Source organism: Cytophaga sp. FL35, assembly GCF_014349235.1.
GTDB lineage: Bacteria > Bacteroidota > Bacteroidia > Flavobacteriales > Flavobacteriaceae > Euzebyella.
Genome location: NZ_JACSOH010000011.1, coordinates 102,290 through 127,162, shown reverse-complemented (window position 1 = coordinate 127,162; position 24,873 = coordinate 102,290). Strand labels below are relative to the sequence as shown.

Below are 24,873 nucleotides of genomic sequence, written 5' to 3'. Positions count from 1 at the left end.
CCCGCTTCTGGCGGGATTTTTTATTGTTCTTTACTAAAATTTTAGGTTGGAAGTTCTATGATTCTTTCGGGACCATAGAATTTAAGGGCCACAAAGAAGGCTATGGTTGATAAAATCATCCCCACCATAAAAATGGTATAGGTCCATCTGAGTAGCTTGTATTTTTTGTCAAGAACAACTCCCAAGAAGTATAAATCTTTGGTAAGCGTGTTATACACATAGGTTTGATCTTTTATTAACTCTTGCATGGCCCATTCATAATCCTGAAGTTTCATTTTGTGAAAGTTGCCAAAGAACAACAGATTCACATCCTTATTCTCCACATCCTTTTTGTCAAATTCACCACTGGTCACATTTGGGCGGGTGGCCAATACGGACATTACCATGGAAGCTATACTAAAAAGAACGAATATGCCCGTTGGATAAATTAAATAGTCGTTACTAGGATTATCAAGTTTGGGAATTAAATTGGTTAAAAGAAGTGAAATGATAATGGCGTTAACTGATAAAAGAATATTTGCTTTCGTATCAGCAATATCACTCAACTTCAAATGGTTGCGCATAGAGACCCGGTACATGGTCTGTATGCCTCTTTCTGGGCTTTTATTCTTTAACTGAACTTTTAGTTCTTCCTTTTTTCTGGTTTTATTGGCCTTTTTAATCTTTTTGACCAATTTTTTAAGATTACCATCTTTCCCTTCTTGCCAATTGGACTTCGCATAGTCCGTATAGAATCTATGTTCCGTTTGAAACATTTTAATATTTGTTTTTCGCCATTCCTTAGGCGAATAATCGGCAATGCCCAATAGAGATAATTCTTCACGAAGCATTTCGGAAGTGTCCGCATAACTGGTCTGACCAAGGTGGGATGAATCTGCATCTCGCATAATTTCCTCTAAAAGGTTTTGCGGTTCATGATTTCTTACCGTAGCCATAATAAGGTCGCACACTTCTTGAGTAAATTCTTCCGAGCATTCCTGTTCCCTCAAAAAGACCTTTGCAATTTCACAACTGCTACGTTCGTGGTTTTCGGTACCCTTGGTATAACCTGTGTCATGCAGCCATGCCGCTACTACAACAGCGTCACTTTCCTTTTCGTTCAGATTATAGAATTGCAGTAATTCTTTACTACTTTTGACAACCCTTTGGGTGTGTCTAAGATTGTGATATAAAAAGTTGCTGTCCAATTTATTGACCAAAATATCGGTCGCAAAATCTTCGGTCTTAGACAGTAAATCTGACATAAAATTAGGTTTTGCGTCCAAAATACGAAATATTAAGAACCAATAGTATCCCTATGACCAAACATTTTGTGCTCATTACGTTTGTTCTTTTAGTATCTGCTTGTGCTACCTATAAGCCCAAATATAAAGACGGAAAAGGAGTGGATTTAAATTCTGAAAAGGAGGTGGCTCACACTTTTTATCTCATTGGAGATGCCGGTCTTTCGCCTATGAACGATATGAACAAGGCACTCAAAATCTTCAAGAAAAGATTGGATAGGGCGGATAAAAATAGTACGGCGATTTTTTTGGGAGATAACATTTACCCTGCCGGATTGCCGGACCCTAAGGATTCTACCGCGGCCTACTTGAAGGCAAAAAACGATTTGGATGCCCAACTAAAAACTTTGGAGAACTTTAAAGGAAGACCTCTCTTTATTCCAGGTAACCATGACTGGTATACGGAAGGATTGGTGGGGTTAAAGCGGGAACAAAAATATATTCAGAAGGCATTGGGTAGCAAGGAAGTCTATTTTCCGGAAGATGGTTGCCCCATCAAAACCATTGAGGTAAAGGAAGATGTGGCCATCATTGCCATAGACACAGAATGGTATTTGACCAATTGGGACAAGCGCCCAGATATCAATGATAAGTGTGAAATAAAAAGTAGGGCCAGATTTTGGTTGGAGTTGGAGGATGCCATCAAGGATAATAGGCAAAAAACAACCATTATTGCCATGCACCATCCTGTTTATAGTCATGGTGCGCATGGAGGTGAATTTGACCTTAGAAGACATTTTTACCCTAAACCGCATGTTGGGCCATTACCGGTAATAGGCTCCGTTATCAATTTGTTAAGGAAAACAACGGGAGCATCCATTGAAGATTTAAGCAATAAAAGGTACAGGGAGTTGCGAAAGAGGATAGTTACCTTGGCCCAATACTCACAAAAGGTGATATTGACCTCTGGGCATGAGCATACGTTGCAATATATCGTGCAAGATAATACACCTCAAATTGTGAGTGGTTCAGGAGCTAAAAAGGGTGCTACCCGATTAATTAACGGGAGTAAATTTTCCACCGGACAAAGGGGATATGCAGTTTTGGAAGTCTACAAGGACGGTTCTTCACAAGTAGATTTTTATGGTACTCAGGGAGAAGAGGGAGAACAGTTTCTTTTTACCTCTCAAGTTTTGCCCCCAGACCGTAAGGTGTTAGAGAATTCCTATCCAGATTCGTTTCCTGCCACTGTGAAAGCTTCGGTTTATGATACGCCCGAAAAGGAAAAAAGCACTTTCTTTAAATTTTTGTGGGGCAATCGTTATAGAAAATACTACACAACAAAAGTCACCGCACCCACTGTAAATTTAGATACTTTAATGGGCGGGCTTGAGCCTGTACACAGAGGTGGAGGACATCAATCCAAATCATTGAGACTTCGGCATAAAAGCGGAAGGGAATATGTAATGAGGGCCTTAAAAAAAGATGCGGAACTCTATTTACAGGCCATGGCCTTTCAGGATCAATACGTAATGGGGCAATTTGAAGATACCTATACAGAAGATTTTTTATTGGATTTCTACACAGGTTCACATCCATATGCCCCCTTTACCACTGCGGTACTTTCAGACGCTGTTGGAATTTACCATACAAATCCTGTTTTGTATTACATACCCAAGCAACCGGCTTTAAAGGACTTTAACGAAAACTACGGTGATGAACTGTATATGATCGAGGAACATGCCGGAGATGGGCATGGCGATTTGTATAGTTATGGCTATGCCAATGAGCTGAAAAGTACGGACAGCATGTTGGAAGACTTACGTGATGATGAGAAGTACGCTATAGATTCAGAGCTCTATTTGCGGGCTAGGTTATTTGATATGGTCATAGGTGATTGGGACCGCCACGTAGACCAGTGGAGATGGGCAGAATTTAAGGATAAGGATAGCGGTAAGGTCATTTATAGGCCCGTGCCAAGAGATAGGGACATGGTATATTCTAAACATGGGGATGGCTTTTTTATGAACTTGGCCACCAGAATTGTACCGGCCTTAAGGTTGATGGAGGGCTTTAATGAAGAAATAAGAAGTGTAAAAGGGTTCAACGCCTCTCCTAAAACCTATGTTTTGGATGTTGCCGTATTGCCAGAGACCACTTTGGAACAGTGGCGACAACAGGCCCTGTTTTTACAGGAAAACCTAACGGATGAGGTCATTGAAAAAGCATTCCTCTCGTTTCCTGAAGAAGTGAGAGATGACACTATGGATGAGATTAAGCGTATTCTAAAGTCGAGGTTGTCTAAAATTACGGAGACCGCCGAGGAATATTATAGAATCCTTAATACCTATGCAGTGGTGGTGGGTACGGATAAGGATGATTGGTTTGAGGTGAACATACTAAATAAGCAACAGACCGAAGTAAAAGGATATAGAAATATAAAAGGCGAAAAAGATAAATTATTTTTTCATAAAGTTTTTGATGCCCAAATCTCCAAGGAAATTTGGGTGTATGGTTTGGATGATGATGATCGTTTTGAGGTACATGGAGATAGTGGTAGCGGAATTAAGGTTCGCTTGATTGGGGGACATAACAATGATATTTATGATTTGGAACAAGGTGGAAACATTGTCATTTATGATTACAAATCCAAAAAAAACAGTCTTAAGGATACCCAAAATGCCAAAGTTAAGCTTACGGATGATTATAATGTAAATACCTATTTGCCCATGCAAGTACGGAGTTCTTTGAACCAATTGGTGCCCACCATTGGTTTTAACCCGGACGATGGCTTAAAAATTGGATTGAGCGATACCTATACCTATAAAGGTTTTAGGCAAAATCCCTTTACCCAAAGGCACAAGGTGGATGCGTCTTTCTATTTTGCCACTAGCGGATTTGAATTGGGGTATTCAGGGGAGTTCGCCGAAATATTCGAGAATTGGAACTTTGATTTGAGTGCCCGTTTTACGAGTCCTAATTTTAGTGTTAACTTTTTTGGATTTGGTAATGAATCAGTCAATGAGGATGATGATTTGGGAATGGACTATAATAGGGTTCGTATTCAAAATCTAGAGGTTAGTCCGTCCCTGGTTTGGCGTGGGCAATTGGGAGGAAAGTTTAAAACAGGTGTTTCTTATGAATCCATTCAAGTAGAAGAGACAGATAATAGGTTCATTAATACCTTTTATTTGGAGAATGGAGAGGAAAATAAAATGTCTTTTATGGGTGCCGATGCGGAATATTCGTTTTCAAATTCGGACAATGCTGCATTCCCGACTATGGGAATGTCAACTTCTTTGAAAGTAGGTTATAAGAATAACCTAACAGAAAATAAGGATTTTGGGTATATTGTTCCTACATTTTCCATTGATCATAGACTAATACCCAATGGTAGATTGGTTTTGGCAACCAAGTGGAAAGCGCACTTTAACATCGGGGATGGTTACGAGTTTTTTCAAGCGGCAAGTATTGGAGGTATAGATGGTCTGCGAGGCTTCCGTAACCAACGCTTTACTGGGAAAAAATCTTTCTATCAAAATACAGATCTAAGATATAGCCTTAGAAGAATGAAAACAGAACTATTACCCGTTACTATGGGGCTGTATGGCGGTTTTGACTATGGTAGGGTATGGCTGCCCAACTTAGATTCGAATGTGTGGCATACCTCTTACGGAGGTGGTTTTTTTATAAATGGAGCTGATATGATTTCTGCCCGTTTGGCCCTTTTCAATAGTGAAGATGGTCTTCGTTTCTCTTTTGGGGTAGGCTTCGGCTTTTAAAACAGATAAATTAGTCTATCGAAAAGGAGTAGAGGTTGCCTCCTCCTTTTTTATTTTCCTCGTCTGAAAGTAAAAGTTCCTTATCGTTTAGAAAAGTGACGGATTCTAGTTGGGTACGCAATCCCAACTCATATTCTTCCATTTTTCCGCTAAGAAAATCATCCCCTGCGTAATCTGTAAACTTCCATAGTTTGCCGTAGCCAAGTAGAACAACGGTATTTCCATCATTGGAAATATCCGCGGCAGTAATGCGGCAAAAATCCCAATTGTCACAAATATTTAAAGAACTAATGAGTTTTGCATCATAGTCTCCTTCTGTGTCCGGTACTTTGTATAAGGCGGTACGACCGGTGAATGGCTTGGCCCTATCTTTTGTAAAGATGTATAAGTATCCATTGTAATGGAACATGGCCTCCGCATCATAAATTAAATCTCTTTTTTGGGGAGGAAATTCCTTTTGTTCCGGAAACCGGAATTCAATTTTTTGGGCGTCAATCTTCTTACCCGGTTCAATTTCGGGGTTAGGTAGTTTATAGATGACTAAATCATCCCTATCATTATAGTTGTTCCCGAAATTACCAATATAGAGATTGCCTTTTTTGTCTTCTGTAAGTTCTTCCCAATCTCTGTTCTTTGCATTTTTAACTTCTAACTTTTTGATCAGTTCCCCTTCAAAACTTACTTGGTAAATGTCATCCGAGTTTCCGCTGTCTGCCACAAACCAAGCCGTATCACCGGAAAAATAGGCAATTCCGGAGTTTTCCTTTAGATCCTTAGGTAATTTGGCAAGGAATTTTAGCTGCCCATGATTGGCGCAGCTATGAAGCAAAAAACTAATTAGAGAATAGAAGGTGATTTTATTCAAAGTCTAGGATGTTTTTCAAATTAGAAACATTTCCCGATGTTAATCATCGGGGAGTATCATGATTTAGCAGAGTTCTATTCTTAGTGCAGATTATCGGCTACCCTTTGGTCCGTGTTCATATGAAGCTTTTCTACCAAGAAATTTCCTAGGTCACGACCTTGTTTTAGCCCTACTTCTACAGCCGCACGGTAGTGGATGCCCCCGTACATTCTGCTAATGGCCGCTTCTTCAGCCGCTTCATGAAAAGAATTGAAGCTTCTAACTGGCAAGCCATAAGGTACTTCTGTATCATCGTCAAAACTAAACCCATCTCCAAAAATGCTAGTGAGCGCTGTGGAGGCGGCACCGGATACAACTGAATGTCCACTTGTATATTCTGGAAAAGGAGGTGTTTGCAATACAGGCTTCCATTCATCATCAATATGCTGATTGATCAATGTTTCCGGCCTTATTAGGTTACTTCTGTACTTTTCGTCCCAACAACTAATAAAGCCATCTGCTATGGCCATGGAAGTTTTGGTATAGGCAAAAAGGGTCTTGTCAAAATCACTATTGGTTTTTCTAGCGGCAATTTTAGTAATACCGATCCAATGCGCCCCAGGAGTGATTTTTTTGGTTGCAAACATGAGATGGCCTCGGGTAACACTTACATAAGGGTTACAATCCCAAAATTTGGCTATTTCTATTTCTTCGGATTCATCGCCTTCTTCCTCGATTTTTTTACCTACATCATAGACCTCTTTTAGCTCCTTATAAAAATCGGAATTTGTTTCCATTGAAAAAGAAGGGGGAGGCAATGGTTTGAACTGTGCGGCAGAATCAATTACAAACGGCCTTATTTTACTCCAATGCGGTTCAATTCCGTCCATGTAGGCAGGTGGTGTTGGTTGCCATCTAGAAGGGTTGTCCGCATCCACCGTAAACTTGGGCATCGTACGGGTCTGCGGATAGTTGTCCTTGTTCATCCATTCACCTATGTGGTCAGCTACTAGAAGACCGTAGTCTTTTGAGCTTTTAAAAACAGTAGGATTTTTACCCTCCCATACACCATATAAACTATCACGAAGGGCCTCCATTCGGTCTTCTGAGAAAATGAGCCGCTTGCTTAACTCCATATGCGCCACCAAAGCGGAAAGATCGTAATTAATGGCCTTTGCGGTATCTGGCTCTGGAATTGGGGTCAAATCTGTAATCTGCCCCACTAAGGAATGATAGTTTTCATTATCTAAGGCAACAATTTCGTAAGCTGCAATATTGGGATATGCAAAAATTCTACTGGCCACCGGTGGTGAGAAAATGTCATGAATCATAATTTCCGTAACCTTATCTACAGAGGCATGTAAATCTTCGGCGCTTATCTCAATAGGCTCAACAGGTTTTGTTTCCTCTTGGCACGAGATAAAAGTTATTGTCATTGTAAGTAGTAACAATATTTTTTTCATTTACCGTGTGAATTTTGTAGTTATCGCTCCTTAAAAATGAGCAGATTAGGCCATTTTTTAGCCTAGATTAATTGGTTGAACACTTGAATAGGCAAAAGTACATTATTTTACATTTTCAACAATGATAAGGCGCTCTCAATAAACGTCCTAAATTATTTGTTATTTAAAGCGGCTAGATGGGAAGGTGGCAAATATTTCTAGGAATGCCTGATTTAGAATTACCCTATATTATGGGGCCATAATTGAATAGTTATCAAATAATCCGATATATTTACCCCTCTTAATCAACTCTTACTACTTTAATGATTGGAATTCTTTCTTTTTTAGGTTTTACAATTCTGGTTGCCGTTATAGCTTATGTGGCAACCCGTTCTACGGATGAAAAATCATCTGATGGTTATTTTTTAGGCGGTAGAAGTTTAACGGCGGGTGTGATCGCGGGATCGTTACTTTTGACCAATCTCTCTACTGAGCAAATAGTAGGCCTAAATGGCAGTGCCTACAAGGATGGGCTTTCGGTAATGGCTTGGGAAACCTTGGCGGCAATGGCTATGGTGGTTACGGCCATTTATTTATTGCCTAGATATCTAAAAGGCGGATTGACCACGGTGCCCCAATTTTTGGCATCTAGATTTGATACGTCTACTAAAACCATTACTTCCGTACTGTTTTTAACGGGTTATGTGGTAGTGCTTTTACCGGTAATTCTTTATTCTGGGTCGGTTGCAATAAGTGGCATGTTCGATGTACCCGGACTGTTGAATGTTTCCGATGGTACTGCATTGGTCATTTGTATTTGGGGTATTGGAATCATTGGTTCCATATATGCCGTTTTTGGAGGACTAAAGGCGGTGGCGGTATCAGACAGTATCAATGCCGTAGGATTGATTATCGGGGGAATTTTAATTCCTGTATTCGGTTTGATGGCCATTGGGGATGGAAGCGTATTAAGTGGGTTGGATATTTTAATGGAGGCCAATCCTGAGCGATTTGATTCTACCGGGGAACCTGGTCAGGAGGTTCCTTTTTCTACCATTTTTACGGGAATGATGCTGGTGCAGTTGTTCTATTGGGGTACCAATCAACAGATTATTCAAAGGGCATTGGGTGCCAAGAATCTGGCAGAGGGCCAAAAAGGTCTTTTGCTTGCTGCATTTTTGAAAATTTTAGGGCCCTTAATTTTAGTCTTGCCAGGGATGATTGCCTATCATTATTTTAATGGAGGTTTGGAATCCAGTGATTTGGCATATCCGGAACTGGTTAGGGCGGTATTGCCAAAACCAATGGTAGGATTCTTTGCCGCCGTTTTGTTCGGAGCTATATTGAGTTCTTTTAATAGTGTTCTCAATAGTTCTGTAACGCTATTTGGTATTGATATATATAAACAACATATTAATCCCAGTGCGCCTGAACAAACCATTGTAAAATATGGGAAAATTTTTGGGGTCTGTTTGGCATTGGCAGCCATGTTCATAGCCCCTTTAATTGCAGATGCCGGAAGTTTATTTAATTACCTACAAAAAATCAACGGCATATACAGTATACCAATATTTACGATAATAGCCATAGGGTACTTAACTAAGAGGGTGCCTGCCATTGCCGCTAAAATTGGAATTGTTTCCGGTTCGGTTCTGTATATAATCAGTGAGTTTTTGGTAAGTCCGTCCTTAAGGGAGAAGGCGGTTGAGACCGCCAAGGCTTCCGGTGTTACCGATGCAGATGCCCTTAGGCTCGTTGAGGCAGATGCCTACCCCCATTATTTGCATATTATGGCCATTCTATTTGTTGCCAATATGATTATTATGCTGATTATTGGTAAGTTTTTCCCAAGGGAGAAACCATTTGAACTTGAATATACCAAGCAGGTATCCATTGAGCCCTTTAAATATGTGAAACAAGTAGGCTTACTAATTAGTTTGATTGTTATTGGTATCTATATCTATTTTGCGAAATAGAGGAAAAAGAAAATTATGGATATAAGAAAGCCCCGCAATTGCGGGGCTTTTCTATTTAGTTAAAGTGAAAACTAGATGTTCTGGCTTATAATGTTCTCGAACAACTCTTGTTTACCACTCTGTAATTCCAATTCGCCATTTTCAAGGGCGATATCGTACAAGTCCTTGAATGAAAGTTTACCTTCTTCAAAGTCCTTGCCTTTACCGGAATCAAAGGAGCTGTATCTTTTGGTTCTCAATTCATCGTAGGGAGAGGATGTGATTATTTTATCGGCTGTGACCAAGGCTCTAGCAAAAGTATCCATGCCGCCAATATGGGCATGGAACACGTCTTCCATATCCGTTGAGTTCCTTCTTATTTTAGCATCAAAATTGATACCGCCGCCCTGTAGACCACCAGCTTTTAAGAAAGTAAGCATAGCTTCGGTAACCTCGGTTATGTTATTCGGGAATTGGTCTGTATCCCATCCGTTTTGATAATCGCCACGGTTGGCATCCAAACTACCTAACATACCGTGGGCCGCAGCTACTTCCATTTCATGCTGCATGGTGTGATTGGCCAAGGTAGCGTGATTGAATTCCAGATTTAGTTTAAAATCATCTTGTAGGCCATGCTCGTTCAGGAACCCAACTACGGTAGCCGAATCAAAATCATACTGATGCTTCATAGGCTCCATTGGCTTGGGCTCTATGAAGAAATTACCTTTGAACCCTTGACTTCTAGCATAATCACGAGCCATACCTAAGAATTTGCCCATATGGTCCAACTCTCTTTTAATATCGGTATTCAATAAGGACATATAGCCTTCACGGCCACCCCAGAACACATAGTTTTCACCGCCAAGTTCTATGGTCGCGTCCAACGCCAATTTTATCTGTCCCCCGGCTCTTGCCAAAACGTTGAAGTCAGGGTTGGTAGACGCACCGTTCATGTATCTTGGATTGGAGAAACAGTTGGCCGTGCCCCAAAGTAGTTTTACACCGGATTCCTTTTGCTTGCCTTTGATGTAGTCAACTATGGTAGCCAATCTTTTTTCCGATTCAGCAAAAGTGTCCGCCTCCTGAATTAAATCAAAATCATGAAAACAGAAATAATCTACTCCCATTTTGGTGATAAATTCAAAAGCAGCATCCGCTTTGGCCTTTGCGGCCTCTACAGGGTCGCTAGGTGCGTCCCAAGGAAAATTTTGGGTTCCTGGTCCAAATGGGTCAGAGCCCTGTCCACAGAAGGTATGCCAATATGCTATGGCAAACTTAAAATGTTCGCTCATGGTTTTACCGGCAACCACTTGGTCTGGGTTGTACCATTTATAGGAAAGTGGATTGTCCGATTCCTTACCTTCAAATTTGATTTCACCTATTCCTTTAAAATATTCCTTATCTCCTAATAATGCCATTTTTTAATGTTTAAAAGTTGAAGTTGTTCTTCTTAGAGTTTATAATTGATTTTAGTTTTATTTTTTTTGGACGAAAGACTAACTGTTCTGCAACATAGTTTCCAGTTCTTTTTTCCATTTTTGATACGCCTGTTTATAAGGGGATGCATCGTCTGAGGGTCTAAATTTCATGACGAAATCGTTGTCGATAATGCGTTTTCCAAAAGTTTCGAAATCACCTTTATGAAGTTCACAAGCACGGGCAGCACCAATGGCCCCGGTGGTGTTGTAAATTTCTATTTCTTGCCCAATTAGGGTAGAAATAGTGTTCGAAAAAATATCGGCACGGAACAAATTATCATTACCGGCTCTTACCACCTGAGGTTCAATGCCATCAGATTTCATGATTTCCATTCCGTATACGAATGAAAAGGCAATACCTTCCAAAGCGGCCCTACACAAATGAGCCTTGGTGTGATTATTAAGATTGATATTGGCCATTTTGGTACCCAAGGTTTTGTTGTTGAGTACACGTTCCGCACCATTACCAAACGGGTGAATGGTTACCCCGTCTGAGCCAATTGGAACACGCTCCGCCAATTCGTTCATCTCTTGGTAAGATTCTACATCAAGATTGTTCATTAACCAGCGGTACATGATTCCTGCACCGTTGATACAGGCCATTTTTCCGATTCTGGTATTATCGGTCGTATAATTTACGTGGGCAAAATTGTTGACCCTGGCACTTTCCTTTACGGAAAGGCTATCCGTGATAGCGTACATGACACCTGAAGTGCCGCCAGTAGCTGCTACTTCACCTGGATTAAAAACATTTAAGGACAGGGCATTGTTGGGCTGATCTCCAGCCCTATATAAAATGGGCGTGCCTTCTGCCAATCCGGATTCTTGGGCCCCTTGGGCAGATACCTGTCCCTGATTGGAAAAGGTCCCTACCAATTCCGGTATTAAATCTTTAGCAAAGCCATAGTGTTTCATAAGCCAGTCCGCAGTTCCCTTGCTTTTGAAATCCCAAAAAATTCCCTCTGAAAGCCCGGAAATGGTGGTTCTTATATCATTACTTAATTTGTAAGCAATATAATCACCCGGAAGCATGAACTTATCAATTTGGGCATAGAGCTCAGGCTCATTTTCTTTGACCCATTTTAATTTGGAGGCCGTAAAGTTAGCTGGGGAGTTCAAAAGATATTCGGCACATTTATCATTGCCCAATTCGTCAAACGCTTTTTGACCAATAGGAACGGCCCTACTGTCACACCAAATAATTGAATTTCTAAGGGGTTCCCCTTTTTTGTCAATGACTACCAACCCATGCATCTGGTAAGAGATGCCTATTCCCGAAATATCTTTAGGGTTAATGGCATTCTCGTTAATAAGTCTTTTGGTGGCGGTGCACACATGCAGCCACCAGTCATTGGGGTGTTGTTCCGCCCACCCATTTTTTAGGGCGATCATCCCCATTTCTATGGCGGGTTCATTAATTACTGAAACAGATTTCCCCGTTGCAGTTTCAATCAAAGCAGCTTTTATGGAAGAGCTACCAATATCATATCCTATGGAATACATGGTTAAATTTTAGCAGGTGGTAAGATATTGCTTTAGCTACTTTGTTACAAGCAAGAGATGTGTTAAATGCTATAAAATATGTTGCATTTTTCACTATTTGTTTGAAGCGATACTTATATTATGAATTACATTCGAGTAGGAGTTCTTCGAAACGGGTTACTCAGCTAAAGGCATATAGATTTCGGCAATCCAGTCCAATTCAACTCCACCCATATTCGGATTGGTTAGGAACACTTCTATCGGCTTTTCCTCTATTGCTAATCCCTTAGTTTTTGCCATCTCTAAAAGCACATACCATGCCCGGTCCGAGGTGATGTAGTTTCCATTATAGGTAGCGTGTATAGCCTCTTTACCAATATATTGTTTGTATTTGATGAGATCATGTTTTGGTAGTGAGTCGGTTTTTTTGATAGGGTAACAAAAGTTAAATGAAATAGAGTCATTCTTTTGATTCCAATCTACAATCTCTATAAATGGTGAACCCGTTGTTTTGATACGTTTGTTCAACGCAAAATGATCAAGTGTGGGGTAGTATTTCATCATTTTTGAAGCCTTTTCATATTGTGTGCTAGTAATAGGTATATAGGCACAGTATGTACTTTTGGTAGTATCTACTCCCTTATATGTCACCTTGATATTTTCTAAATGTTCGACGAGGTGGTCGTAAAAATTCATCACGGTTCGTTTAGACCTCTTCTCGAAGTCGGTATCTGCAAATGGGGCCAGTACTCTTTGTTTAAAGCTATTATTTATATCGGTAATGTTTACCTGTACCTTTGTTATGGTGTCCTGTAGTTTTTCAAATTCCCAATGATAATTGAAAATAGAATCATTAAAGGCTAATTGGTGCTCGAAAAAGTCGAATGATCTTTGCGCAATAAATTGCGAACCGTCTTGAGAAGTTTGCCAAGTTTTGAGGGTTTGCACTACCGTACCTGTAGGAGTATTAATTTTGAAAGTGGCTATGTAATCTTGGGGTTTGATAAAAAAATACCAAACCAAGATTGCCATAAAAAAAATGAATATAATTATGAGAATTTTTTTGATCATGAGTATTGATCGTACTTAACGATTTAAACTATAAACTTCAGCTTTGTCATTATTGATTGTTGCCAAAAGATAAGGTAGCCCATTCAACTGAATGATGTTTAGATGTCTTACAGATTTCTGCGTCAAGTTCAGGCCTAATTCGTGAGTGAGTTGAAAACTTCCGTTTGCTTGCAAAAGTGCCCCGGAAAAACCGTCAAGCCTACCGTGAAATGGCTTCACGCCGAAATAATTGCCTGCCATCAAAACTTCCATTTCTCCATCATTGTCAAAATCGTATTTTAAAAAGGTGAGCAGGGGAGTAGTTTGTAATTCAGGGGCAAATGGTTTGAAACTGAAATTGCCATTCTCATTTTCTAAATAACCAGAACGCAATTCATCTACTTCTAAAATTTTTACTCTTTTTAGTTCTTCTTTATCGAATATTTCTTCCATCGATTTTCCGGCAAAACTTGAGTAAGTGGTAAATTTTTTTCGCAGGCTTACAATTTGTGAAGAGAGTGTTTCAAGACCGTCTAAAGGATAATATTGGCCATGTTTTTTAATTGCGATAATGGTTTCAGTTTGCCCATTGTTGTCAAAATCACCATAGTACATTCTCATGGGCGCTTTTTGTGATGCTTTGAATTTACTATTGGTTCCCCAGTTTCCTAATATATAATCAGTATCACCATCTGCATCTATGTCAAAGGGCAGGATTTTTTTCCAAAGGCCATTTAAGGAAGAACGAATAGGGGACGATACCTTTTTAAGTGATCCGTTATCATTTTTGAAAAAAGTAGGAGCCATCCATTCTCCTACTACAATAAGGTCTTTTATATGGTCTCCATCAAAGTCGTCCCAAATGGCATCGGTCACCATCCCTATGTTGTCGAGTACTTTGGTGTCGCTAATCGAAAAATGTCCCTTATTGTTGATCAACAAATACGAAGTAGGAAAGCTACCAAAATCATTGGTATTAATTTGGCTGCCAATAAAAAGGTCAAGGTCTTCATCTTTATCTACGTCATGCGGTACAACTATTGAAACATTTTCATAGTATTCAGGAAGTTCTACTGATTCGAAGGTATTTCCGGCTTGAACATAGTAAGCGTCTAATAAAGGTTTATGTTCGTCGAAAAAATCTGCACCACCAGAACCGACAAAAAGATCATTTTTTTGATCATTATTAAAATCGGCTATCAGGGCTGCCAAATCTTCTTTGATAGAGTCTTTTGCTATTGCATTGACAGGCTTTTCATTGTAGGTGGTATCCGATGCAAAGAATATTCTAGAAGGATTGTATTTAGAGCCGCCAAAATAAATATCATCTAAACCATCGTTGTTTAAATCACCAACGACGGTTGCAGGTCCACGATCTGAAAATTGGTAGGGAATTAATTTTTGTCGGTTAAAATCAGAATAATTGTCTTCAATGTGTTTAAAATTTATTCCTAAGTTAGAGTCCACTTTTTTAAACAGCTGATTTTCGAAATTTAATTCTGCGGGGGTATAAGGTTTTGTGTCCTGAGGAGAAAGGGATAAGCTTTGATTGACTTCAATATTATGTAGAACTTGATATGTATTATTAGGCCATATGATTTTAAGGGAGTCAATGTTATCGTCATCTCCATAACCAAAATGGATAATAGGTTCTGATGACGACTGAAAGCCTCTGACCGTATAAAGCTCTTTATATTGTTGTTTGCCCTTATGGTAAGAGTAGACCTTGGTGCCAATTCCGAAAGGGTTTTTGCTTAAGTATTTAAATTTCAGCTTTAAATAATTGGCTTTTTGATTTGTTTTATTGATGTATAGGGAGGCCGGGTAATCAATGTTATTCACTACTAAATCAATATCTCCATCGTTATCAAAATCTCCTAAGGCGGTCGCACCGCTAAATAGTGTGTCTTTAGCCATCCATTGCCCTGATTTGTCAATAAAATTCAAATTATCGCCACCCTGAAAAATATAATTATGTGTAATTCCCTTGGGCATAGAATCCAAGGCTTGGCGGTCCATGAGATGCGTATTGTTGATTTTTGTTCTGATCTGTTCTGAGGAAACAAAATTGATATAGTCAAGGTCGTTTGGCCTTTTCGGAATTCCTGTGGAAATGAACACATCTTGTTGGCCATCTTGGTCATAGTCTGCAAAAAGAGCACTCCAACTCCAGTCGGTTGCTGCCAAGCCCGATTGAAGGCCAATTTCGGAGAAGTGGTCGCCTCTATTTACCTGTAACATGTTTCTAGTGTACTGATAATGGTAACCGTAATCTTTTGTTTGTAATTTCATGATTTGCGGTTCTACATCACCTTGGGAAGATTTTAGTACTTTTTCATCTTCAGGCAGCATATCTAAGGTTAATATGTCAAGTAGTCCGTCTTGGTTGATATCAGCCACATCGTTACCCATTGAAAATCTTGATGTATGCCCGAAATATGCTTTAAGGCTTTCCGAAAAAGTTCCATCTCCATTGTTTACGTAATAATAGTCGTCTTCATGAAAATCGTTACCTACATAAATATCGGGCCAACCATCATTATTGAAGTCGGCTATTGAGATACCAAGGCCGTAGCCGTTGGGGCCACCATAAATGCCAGCCTCTTCACTTACATCAGTAAATGTATGGCCATCATTTCTTAAAAGCTTGTCTCCTGTTTGGTAATTACGGTTTTCTCTAAGATAGGCATGGCCATAAGATTCTTGGGTGTGTACCGCGTGATTTAACAGGTAAATATCTAAATCTCCGTCTAAATCATAATCTAAAAAAGCAGCAGACGAACTATATGAATCAAAGTCAAGGTTGTATTTAGCGGCACTTTCCGTAAATGTAATTTCACCGGAGTCTGAAACGCCGTTATTGATAAAGAGTTCGTTATGACCATTTAAACCCTGAAGGCCAACTACCGCGCAAACGTATATATCCAAAAGACCATCTCCATTAACATCTGCCATCATGGTACCCGTGTTCCAATCGCTTATACCTTCAGTGCCTGATATTTTGGTAATATCTTCAAACTTTAAATTGCCCTTATTCAAAAAAAGTTTGTTTTTTACTTGATTTCCTGAGAAGTAGATGTCAGGTAGGCCATCATTATTGATGTCTCCAACAGCTACCCCACCACCATTGTAATAGTATAAGTATTCCAGAATATTTAAGTCATCGGTTTCGGTAAGATTGTTTTCAAAAATCAGTCCTGTTTCCGTAGCTGTGGGATTCTTAAATAACTCACCCTTATTATTTTTGCAATTGGTAAGTGACAAAAAAATGACCGATAAACCATATATTATTCTTCTCATTGCAATTTGAAAATCTTTGGTTTCTCATTATTGATCGCCGCAATCACAAATTTGTTGCCATCGGCATCTTTTAATGGTAGAAGGTGTTTAATTTCACCTTTGATAAAAAAACCGCTGTTATCATAATTTATCCAATCAAAATTTGATTTACCATCATTGATCAACACATGGCCGTAACTGGCATCTAATCGAGAGTATTGGGGTTTGAACTCATAATTATTGCCACCCATTATTAAATCCAAGTGACCATCACCGTTAACATCCATACAGCTAATACCGCAAACGCATGACAGCTGCACCCTGCTGGGTAAGCTTTTGATTTTAAACTTGCCGCCTCCTTGGTTGATAGCGATTACAGACTGCATAGTGTTGGCCTCTTTAATAATTGTGTTCTCTAGAATTGCAGGTGGAAATAGCTCTGATATAGGTCTTTCTGCGTATTCAGAAGCCTTTAAGTTTTGTTTTTTGAGTGATACTATCTGGCCTGTCACTTCCTGTTGTTGGTGCAATGGGTAATCTTGCCCATTGGACTGCTTGGTTACGACCTGTTCTATGGTCCCATTATTGTCATAATCGTTGATCCATAGTTTCATAGGGCTGTCTTTTGTTGCGGTATAAGATACATTGGAACCTTGGTTGCCCAAGACGAAGTCGGTATCACCATCATTGTCGATGTCAACAGGCTCAACGGTATTCCACCATCCCCACAAGCTGTCAAGGGAAGTAGAAATTTTGCCAAGCCTTCTACCTGAATTTTTGAATATTTGAGGCGAGCCCCAATCTGCTATGGTTATTAAGTCTTTTTTTCCATCTCCATCAACATCAGCCCATTGCGCATCGGTTACCATTCCGCTATCCTTTAAGTTAAAGGCGAGTCTTTCGGTAACGTCGGTAAAGGTACCATCACCCTGATTTTCTAATAACAAATGCTCAGGGTTAATACCGTACGTACCAACAACGCTTCTTGATCCTACAAAGACGTCTATATCACCGTCGTGGTCGTAATCATACGGTGCTAAAACTGAAATATTGGTGAATTTAGAGGGGAATTTTGTGGGGGATTTGGAAAAATTGCCTTTGCCGTCATTTAAGAATAAACGAAGAGTGTACTTTTGTTTTTCTGTAATTTCATTACCACCTGCACCTATCATTAGATCAAGGTCGCCATCGGAATCAACATCGAAAAAAGCGGAAGCGGTATCTTCATAATCGATTTCTTTCTCAAATACTTTTTGGTTCGACCGTTTTAAGTTGCCATTGCCCAAATGAAAGTAGAGGCTGCCTACCTCGCCTTTGGCACCACCAATGAATACATCTTCATGTCCGTCGGAATTGATATCACCCACAGATAGGGCTGGCCCCTCTTGTGAAACAAGTTTTGAAATAAGGCCTTCGTAATCAAAATCTTGATAAGCGTTTTCTGTATGAGGTTTCAATTGCGGTTGTTTGACCTCCGTAAATAAAGTTTGATTTCTCCTTTCATTATGAGGTATGTACTTCTTATTTGCATTCGTAATTTTTAGCAACAGCTCTTGGTTCACTTCAATATTCGTAAAAACTTGTGTGAGATCGTTGGGCCAAATAATCCTTAGGGAATCTATATTTTCTGTTTTGCCTAGACCAATGGTCATAGTATAGTCCATGGAAGATTGAAAACCCCTTGAAGGAATTAATTCTTGGAGTACAATATTGTCTTTATAATATAGTTTTACGCTGGTACCAATAGCAAAGGGGTTTGTTTTATCACCCTCAAATTTTAATCTGATATAATTGTTGTCGGTTAGTTTGTCGGCGTTGTTTCTATAAATAAAGGCAGGCATATTCACATTATTGACCACAATATCAAGATCTCCATCATTATCAAGGTCACCGTAAGCTACCCCATTTGACTTACTGGGTATTTCTAAACCCCATTTTTCAGTTGCATTTTCAAAAGTGATATCACCTTTATTTCGAAAGGCATAGTTTGGCAGAGGTGAAACCGGCATTTTATTAATGATAGAATCAATAGATTGTTTTTTGCCCGTCAGTGCCATTCGCTGAATGATTTCATTTGCAAAAAAATCGACAAAATCAAGGTCTGTAAGGTCGTGGTTAATTCCATTGGTCACAAAAATATCTCGTAGACCGTCATTGTCCATGTCAAATATCAGACCGGCCCAACTCCAATCAGTTTTGGCTACACCACTGTAATAGGCTATTTCAGAGAACGAGCCATTTCCATTATTTAATTGTAAGGTGTTTTGTATATACTGCTGGTAAAAATCCTTGCCCTGCTTTAATTTGAATATATTGTAACCTTCAAATTCCATTACCGATTTTGTTCTGGTGTCTTCTTCTGGCAGCATATCTGTAATATAGATATCTGCATTGCCGTCATTGTTAATGTCGGCCATGTCGACCCCCATTGCTGATAAGGAAAGATGTGAGGTCCAATTCTTAATTTCTTCTGTGAACGTGCCATCTCTTTGGTTTATATAAAAATAGTCTCGTTCGTAAAAATCATTGGATACATATATGTCGGGATAAAAATCACCGTTTATATCGCTTACCATAACCCCAAGGCCAAATCCAATAAGACTGCCATAAATACCAGCCTCTTCGCTGACGTCAACGAATTTTCCGTTATCGTTTCTCAATAGCATATCTCCTACACCTCTAAAAATTTCAGGAACACCCTCCCAATCTTGGGCACGAACATCTCTTTGCGCGGCATAGCCTAGGCTGGTAACAGGTATATTACTGTTGTTAAGAATATAAGCATCAAGATCACCATCTTTGTCGTAATCAAAAAAGGAAGCATGGGTTGAAAACCCTGTCTTGGCCAAATTATATTCATTGGCCCTTTCAGTAAAGGTAAGGTCGCCATTGTTGATATATAAGTCGTTGTCATGGTTATTCCCTTCCATATTTCCCGCATTACTCACATAAATGTCAAGCAGACCATCTGAGTTTATATCGGCCATAACCACACCCGTTGACCAAGGTTTGTTACCAGTAACACCGGCCTTATCGGAAATATCCTCAAATTGAAAATTACCCTTGTTGAGAAACAACTTATTTGGCCCCATATTGGCGGTCATGTAAATATCTGGCAAGCCGTCATTGTTGATGTCCCCTATGGCTACTCCACCACCGTTGTAAAAATTACGATATTTGAAAATATTAAAGTTACGTTGGTTTTGTATGTCATTTGAAAAAACAATACCTGTTTCTTCTGAAGACATCATTGTGAAAAGTCTATGATTTGATTTTTTACTTTCTTCCAAAGGTTTCTCCTCATTTTCATTTTTACATGAAATGAAATTCATAGAAAAAAGCACAAATAAAAAAAAGAAGGCCTTAAGTTGCCATGTTTTCTTTGATGATAAAGACTTCAATTTTGAGTATAAATTTATAGGGTTCATTTCAATGCAAGATAACCAACTAGTTTGAAGAAAACATCAATTAAAAAGGTGTTTAACTAACGTAATTTTTAATAGTTCAATAAATAAATCAAACAGAAAAGGCCGCTCAAGGCGGCCTTTTTCAACTCTAAATTAGATTAATATCCAGAGTTTTGCACCAAATTTGGGTTGGCCAAAATATCTGAATTTGGAATCGGGAATATTTTTAAATGTGGGTCACCAGCTTCCTTCAGGTTCCAAGCTCTTAAATATTGATCAAATCTAATCAAGTCTTGTCTTCTGGTAGCTTCTTGATAGAGTTCTCTACCTCTTTCAGCCAATAATTCAGTTTCGGTAACGGTTGCTAGTTCACTTGCACCCCTGATAGTTCTAAGTTCATTGATGATTGATGTAACGTCGCTTCCCATACGATACATGGCTTCCGCTCGCATTAGATAGGCATCTGCAAAACGGTAGCGTACCAAATGGTTTCTTCTGTCGCCACCTTCTTCGTTGGGGTGGTATTTAAGCATTCTGATACCGGCTGTTTCCAACAAAGCATCATCGGCTGGAGATGTGTACTCCGCTTGTTCCACTTCACGTGTAAATACTAAGGGAACTCCACCGACATTATCTCTTGCATTCAAGGGAGTACCATCTTGCTCGTACTGCTGATTGATTAAGAAGCCTAAACCAATACCGAGATTTTCCGCATTTGCGGTACTAGCGTCATGTACCATACCACGTCTTTCCTCCTGGCCGTCACCGGGGTAGTTGGTATCCGCAGGACCTTCGAATAGGTCATAAAATTCCGCCAAAGTGGTAAATCCGTTCCAACCTCCTCCATCATTGGCACCTGGGAAGTTCTGGCTGTAGTGTAGCGTGTGCCAGATCATAGGACCCGCATCTGAGGGAGTCCACCAAATTGTTTCAACGTCATTGCTAGGTCTAAAAATATCAAAGAAATCACCTGGAGCGGCCAATGTATATCCATCTGCTTCAATGTCATTGACGGCATCTACTACCACTTGCATGTCGGCAGGTTGCGGGTCCGTTTCAAGATATACATGCTTGTTTAAGTGAACTTTGGCCAATAACAAGTTGGCAGCCGCTTTTGTGGGTGATGATTTTTTTTCAATTCCATCACCGGAGGTAACCACAGGTAGGTCCCTTATTGCGACATTTAAGTCAGCTACGATACTGTCGAGAGCCACTTGTCCAGTAAGTACCTCGGGTATGGCACTATTAGGTAAATCGACATTTCTATAAGGTACTTGTCTCCACATATCAAGAATCCAATGCATGGCCCAAGCCCTATAAAACCTTGCTTGTGCTTTAAGTTCAGTAATATCACCGCTATCGGTATTTACACTTTTGTCACTAATTGTTCTTGTGGCGTTAATAGTGACGCTATTGAGTTGTTGCCAAGAGTTTATAATGTCACCTAACTCCGCATTCCAGCTTTGTCGGTGTATGGACAGCCATGCACCATTATCTCCCCAATCGGTTCCTCTAGTAGGTACCACGTATTCATCTGATGATACTTCGTTCAAAGCGAAAAGTCCACCCTGATTTGCCAGTTGGTTGGTGGAAATTATATTACGAATGTTGGCCACTTCCCCTTCAACATTAGCAACTCCTGCAAAGCCTTCTGTAATAAGGGAGTCTGTTGGCTCAATTTCCAGGTCCGTACAGGAAAATGCCATGGGGACTAGAAGTGATAAACTTATATATTTATATATTTTCTTCATGATCAATTTTTTTAAAAAGTAACATTAATGCCGAAGCTGAAGGTCCTTGGTCTCGGATAAGCCAAGTAGTCAATAGAGGCTGATGGTAGGCCATTAGCTGGTATATTGGTGGTGCTTACTTCGGGATCAAGGCCACTGTAGTCGGTTATTAAGAATAGGTTTTGGCCATTTACACTAAGACGCATACTGTCAAATAAACCTTCATCTTCAAGAGGAACATTATAAGATAGGGAAGCGGATTGTAACCTAACAAAATCACCTTTTTCCAAAAAATAGGTGCTAGGGTTGGTGGCAGAAAGAATTATACCTTCATCCAAAACACTTTTGAGATTATTCCTGCTTCCAATTTGTGGGGAAGCGAAAAGGGCATTGGCGGTGTTATTATATACGTAAAAGCCAAACTGCCCACTAAAGAATAAAGATGCATCCCAGTTTTTGTACGAAGCACTTGTTGAAAGTCCAGAGGTAACCTTAGGTAAACCGGATTTGTCTAAAATTGTAGGATCCGTATCAACTACATAATTCTCATCAACTTCTCTTAGATAGTAGGTGAAGAGCGGCTTATCGTTCGTCAGAATTTGTGATGTAGTACCTGTAAGCCCTTGACCATATAGATTTCCGGCTTGAATGTCTGGACCGGCATAATCGGTTAGCTCATTCTGGTTGTAGGCGATATTGAAATTGGCATTCCAATTAAAGTCTTCTCCGCGGATGATATCATAATCTAAGCCTAATTCTATTCCTTGGTTAAGAATAACACCATCTACGTTTTGAAATACAAAGGGGGAAGTCGCCGGTTGCACCGCGGGTAGGTTCAAAAGAATATCGCGTGTTTCCTTTCTATATAGGTCGATATTACCTGTAAATCGGTCGGAAGCAAAGCCGAAATCGATACCAAAGGCATATTGGGTGGTTTCTTCCCATTTCAAATCTGGATTGGCAAATGCCACTTCGGAAGTTGCTGGCACCGTAATTTGTGAACCAGCATTAATGTTTAATTGACTCCATCGCGTTCTATTTAAATAATTGCCATGCCCAAGGCCATCTTGATTACCAGTAATACCCCAACTCAAACGCAATTTTAATGTAGAAAAAGTGTCTTCGTTTACAAAATCTTCTTGGTTCAATTTCCAGGCAAAAGCTGCGGATGGAAAAAGTCCGTACTTGTTGTTTTCACCAAATCTAGAAGAACCGTCAGCTCTAAACGTAGCCGTCATCAAATATTTGTCATGCAGGGTATAGTTGATCCTGCCAAAGAAAGATTGCAACTCGTCCGTAGTGTCAAAAGTATCAACGGCCAAAGCATCTATAGGAATACCTGGTACAGCTCTGGTAGTGACATTAGGTGTTGGAAATAAATTTAAAATTCTAAATAAATCACCGTCGTCAGCTGCATCTGCAAAAGTTCCTATACCATATGCTTGGTAATCTGTGGCAAAATATTTAGTATCGTCGTAGGCTTGTACGGTTCTTCTTAAAATTTCATTCAAGTCATTTGAGCCGTAGCCCTGACCGATGATATTTTCTCCTTTTCTGTTGAAATCTTGAAAAGAATAACCGGCTAACGCATCAAGTGTCGAGTTTTCAAATGACTTCTTATAGTTTACCGTAAGTTCCAATAATTTGTTTTGGGTGTCCAAATTGCTAACTGCCGCTCTTCCGTTGTTGGTGGCACCATTTTGTAAGGCTAAAATTCCAGGTCCGGCCACCTGTCCTCTGTAAGAATCAGACTTGTCAATGCCTAAATTTAATTTAGCTGAAAATTCGTCAGTAAAAGAATAGTCAAATGAAATGTTGCCTAAATATCTATTAGTGTTTGTAACATCTTCATAATAAGCCAGCAAATTTGCGGGGTTACGATCTGGGTCCGCACTGGCATTGGGGTTGGCCGAAAGGGTAGGGTTGGAATAGTAAGCCGAAGCCAATAAGTCACCTGTACTACCTGATGTTCTACTTACAAAAGGTACGTTATCGTTAATTCTTGAAATGGTACCCTGAAAACCCACCTTCAATTTGTCATTTAAAAAACGTTGGTTTAGGTTGATTCTACCTGTAATTCTTTCAAGATCGGTATCTTCAATGACGCCAAACTGTTTTGAATAACCGAATGTGGCTCTGACATTTCCACTGCCATAGTTCTGGGAATACGCTAAGTTATTATCGGTGGAAGCAGCAGTTCTAAAAACATAATCCTGCCAATCCGTTTTGCCACCTAGGTTAGCTCCTCCTCCAGCAATAAATTCGTCGGCAGTAAGTAAATCATAGCGGTCAGCAGTTTTGGCTACGTTCAGGTTGGTGGAAAAGTTCCATTGACCTTTAGCGCCTCCCTTACCTGATTTAGTGGTAATGACCACAACACCATTAGCACCCCTAGAACCATAGATAGCCGTAGCAGAAGCATCTTTTAAGATACTCATACTTTCAATGTCGTTCGGGTTTAAGAAGTTCAACGGGTTTTTAGATCCGCTTGTTCCAACACCAACATCGGCACCCGAAGCAGAGACATTTTCGTTGGAAACGGGTACTCCGTCAATAACAAATAACGGACTGTTGTTTCCTCGTACGGATCCAGTTCCACGAATTCTCAGTGAGATTCCTGCACCTGGTTCACCACTTGATTGTGAAATTTGAACACCTGCGGTTTTACCTTGAATAAGCTGTTCAGGAGAAGAGATAACCCCTTGATTGAAGTCTTCCGAGGTCACCGAGGCAACAGACCCGGTGGCATCTTTAACTGTCGTTGAGCCATATCCGATGATAACTACTTCTTCAAGTGCCTGTGCATCTTCTTGTAAGGTTACATTTATGGTGCTCTGCCCATTTACGGGTATTTCTTGAGAGGCATAGCCAATATAGCTCACCACAAGAATAGCATCGTTTTCAACATCTGCCAATGTATAATTACCATCAAAATCGGTCTGCGCACCGTTAGTCGTTCCCTTAACTATTACACTGGCTCCGGGAAGAGGACCACTGGCATCGGAAACCGTTCCCGATATTTCCTGTGCTTGTGCAAGCCCAAAACATAAAAATGCCCCGAGTAGCAATAAGCTTTTTAAAAGAGAATTTCTCATAAAGAATGATTTAAGTTGAGTTATAATTTCAGTTTAAAAGTTAAAAATATGTAAAAAGCCGGTTAAAAATGAGGGGTGGGTGAAATAGTTAGTGTCGAAAACGGTT

Annotated in this window: 12 protein-coding genes; 2 read left to right on the top strand and 10 right to left on the bottom strand. The window is 39.8% G+C overall.

Going from position 1 to position 24,873, the window contains the following annotated elements:
• Window positions 1-41 precede the first annotated feature (41 nt).
• Entirely contained in the window at window positions 42-1,244 is a 1,203-nt protein-coding gene (locus BIZ36_RS11060; protein WP_187457968.1) for a Pycsar system effector family protein, read from the bottom strand.
• A gap of 53 nt (window positions 1,245-1,297) precedes the next feature.
• Here BIZ36_RS11060 and BIZ36_RS11055 point away from each other — a divergent pair, with 53 nt between their 5' ends.
• On the top strand, window positions 1,298-5,005 hold the full coding sequence (locus BIZ36_RS11055) for a metallophosphoesterase (protein ID WP_187457967.1): 3,708 nt from the start codon (window positions 1,298-1,300) through the stop codon (window positions 5,003-5,005).
• Between the two features lie 10 nt (window positions 5,006-5,015).
• Here BIZ36_RS11055 and BIZ36_RS11050 read toward each other — a convergent pair whose 3' ends face one another.
• Both BIZ36_RS11050 and BIZ36_RS11045 read right to left on the bottom strand, forming a co-directional pair.
• Complete coding sequence (locus BIZ36_RS11050; protein ID WP_187457966.1) at window positions 5,016-5,870, bottom strand: hypothetical protein; 855 nt, start codon at window positions 5,868-5,870, stop codon at window positions 5,016-5,018.
• A gap of 80 nt (window positions 5,871-5,950) precedes the next feature.
• Complete coding sequence (locus BIZ36_RS11045; RefSeq protein ID WP_187457965.1) at window positions 5,951-7,312, bottom strand: vanadium-dependent haloperoxidase; 1,362 nt, start codon at window positions 7,310-7,312, stop codon at window positions 5,951-5,953.
• Between the two features lie 302 nt (window positions 7,313-7,614).
• On the opposite strand from BIZ36_RS11045, the gene BIZ36_RS11040 reads away from it, so the two are divergent.
• Window positions 7,615-9,267, top strand: coding sequence for a solute:sodium symporter family transporter (locus tag BIZ36_RS11040; protein ID WP_187457964.1), 1,653 nt, complete (start codon window positions 7,615-7,617; stop codon window positions 9,265-9,267).
• 71 nt (window positions 9,268-9,338) lie between these two features.
• Here BIZ36_RS11040 and xylA read toward each other — a convergent pair whose 3' ends face one another.
• The 7 genes from xylA to BIZ36_RS11005 form a co-directional block, all read right to left on the bottom strand.
• Window positions 9,339-10,664 carry a xylose isomerase gene (gene xylA, locus BIZ36_RS11035; RefSeq protein ID WP_187457963.1) on the bottom strand — a complete coding sequence of 442 codons (1,326 nt, stop codon included), beginning with the start codon at window positions 10,662-10,664 and terminating at the stop codon, window positions 9,339-9,341.
• 78 nt (window positions 10,665-10,742) lie between these two features.
• Window positions 10,743-12,227, bottom strand: coding sequence for a xylulokinase (locus BIZ36_RS11030; protein ID WP_187457962.1), 1,485 nt, complete (start codon window positions 12,225-12,227; stop codon window positions 10,743-10,745).
• 156 nt (window positions 12,228-12,383) lie between these two features.
• On the bottom strand, window positions 12,384-13,238 hold the full coding sequence (locus BIZ36_RS11025) for a GyrI-like domain-containing protein (RefSeq protein WP_187457961.1): 855 nt from the start codon (window positions 13,236-13,238) through the stop codon (window positions 12,384-12,386).
• Between the two features lie 54 nt (window positions 13,239-13,292).
• On the bottom strand, window positions 13,293-16,556 hold the full coding sequence (locus BIZ36_RS11020; RefSeq protein ID WP_187457960.1) for a VCBS repeat-containing protein: 3,264 nt from the start codon (window positions 16,554-16,556) through the stop codon (window positions 13,293-13,295).
• Window positions 16,553-19,867, bottom strand: coding sequence for a VCBS repeat-containing protein (locus tag BIZ36_RS11015; protein WP_187457959.1), 3,315 nt, complete (start codon window positions 19,865-19,867; stop codon window positions 16,553-16,555). The genes BIZ36_RS11020 and BIZ36_RS11015 overlap by 4 nt, the downstream gene beginning before the upstream one ends.
• A 233-nt stretch (window positions 19,868-20,100) precedes the next feature.
• Window positions 20,101-21,693 (bottom strand): RagB/SusD family nutrient uptake outer membrane protein, encoded by a 1,593-nt coding sequence (locus BIZ36_RS11010; RefSeq protein ID WP_187457958.1) that lies wholly within the window; start codon window positions 21,691-21,693, stop codon window positions 20,101-20,103.
• A gap of 11 nt (window positions 21,694-21,704) precedes the next feature.
• Window positions 21,705-24,767 carry a SusC/RagA family TonB-linked outer membrane protein gene (locus tag BIZ36_RS11005; RefSeq protein ID WP_187457957.1) on the bottom strand — a complete coding sequence of 1,021 codons (3,063 nt, stop codon included), beginning with the start codon at window positions 24,765-24,767 and terminating at the stop codon, window positions 21,705-21,707.
• Window positions 24,768-24,873 lie beyond the last annotated feature (106 nt).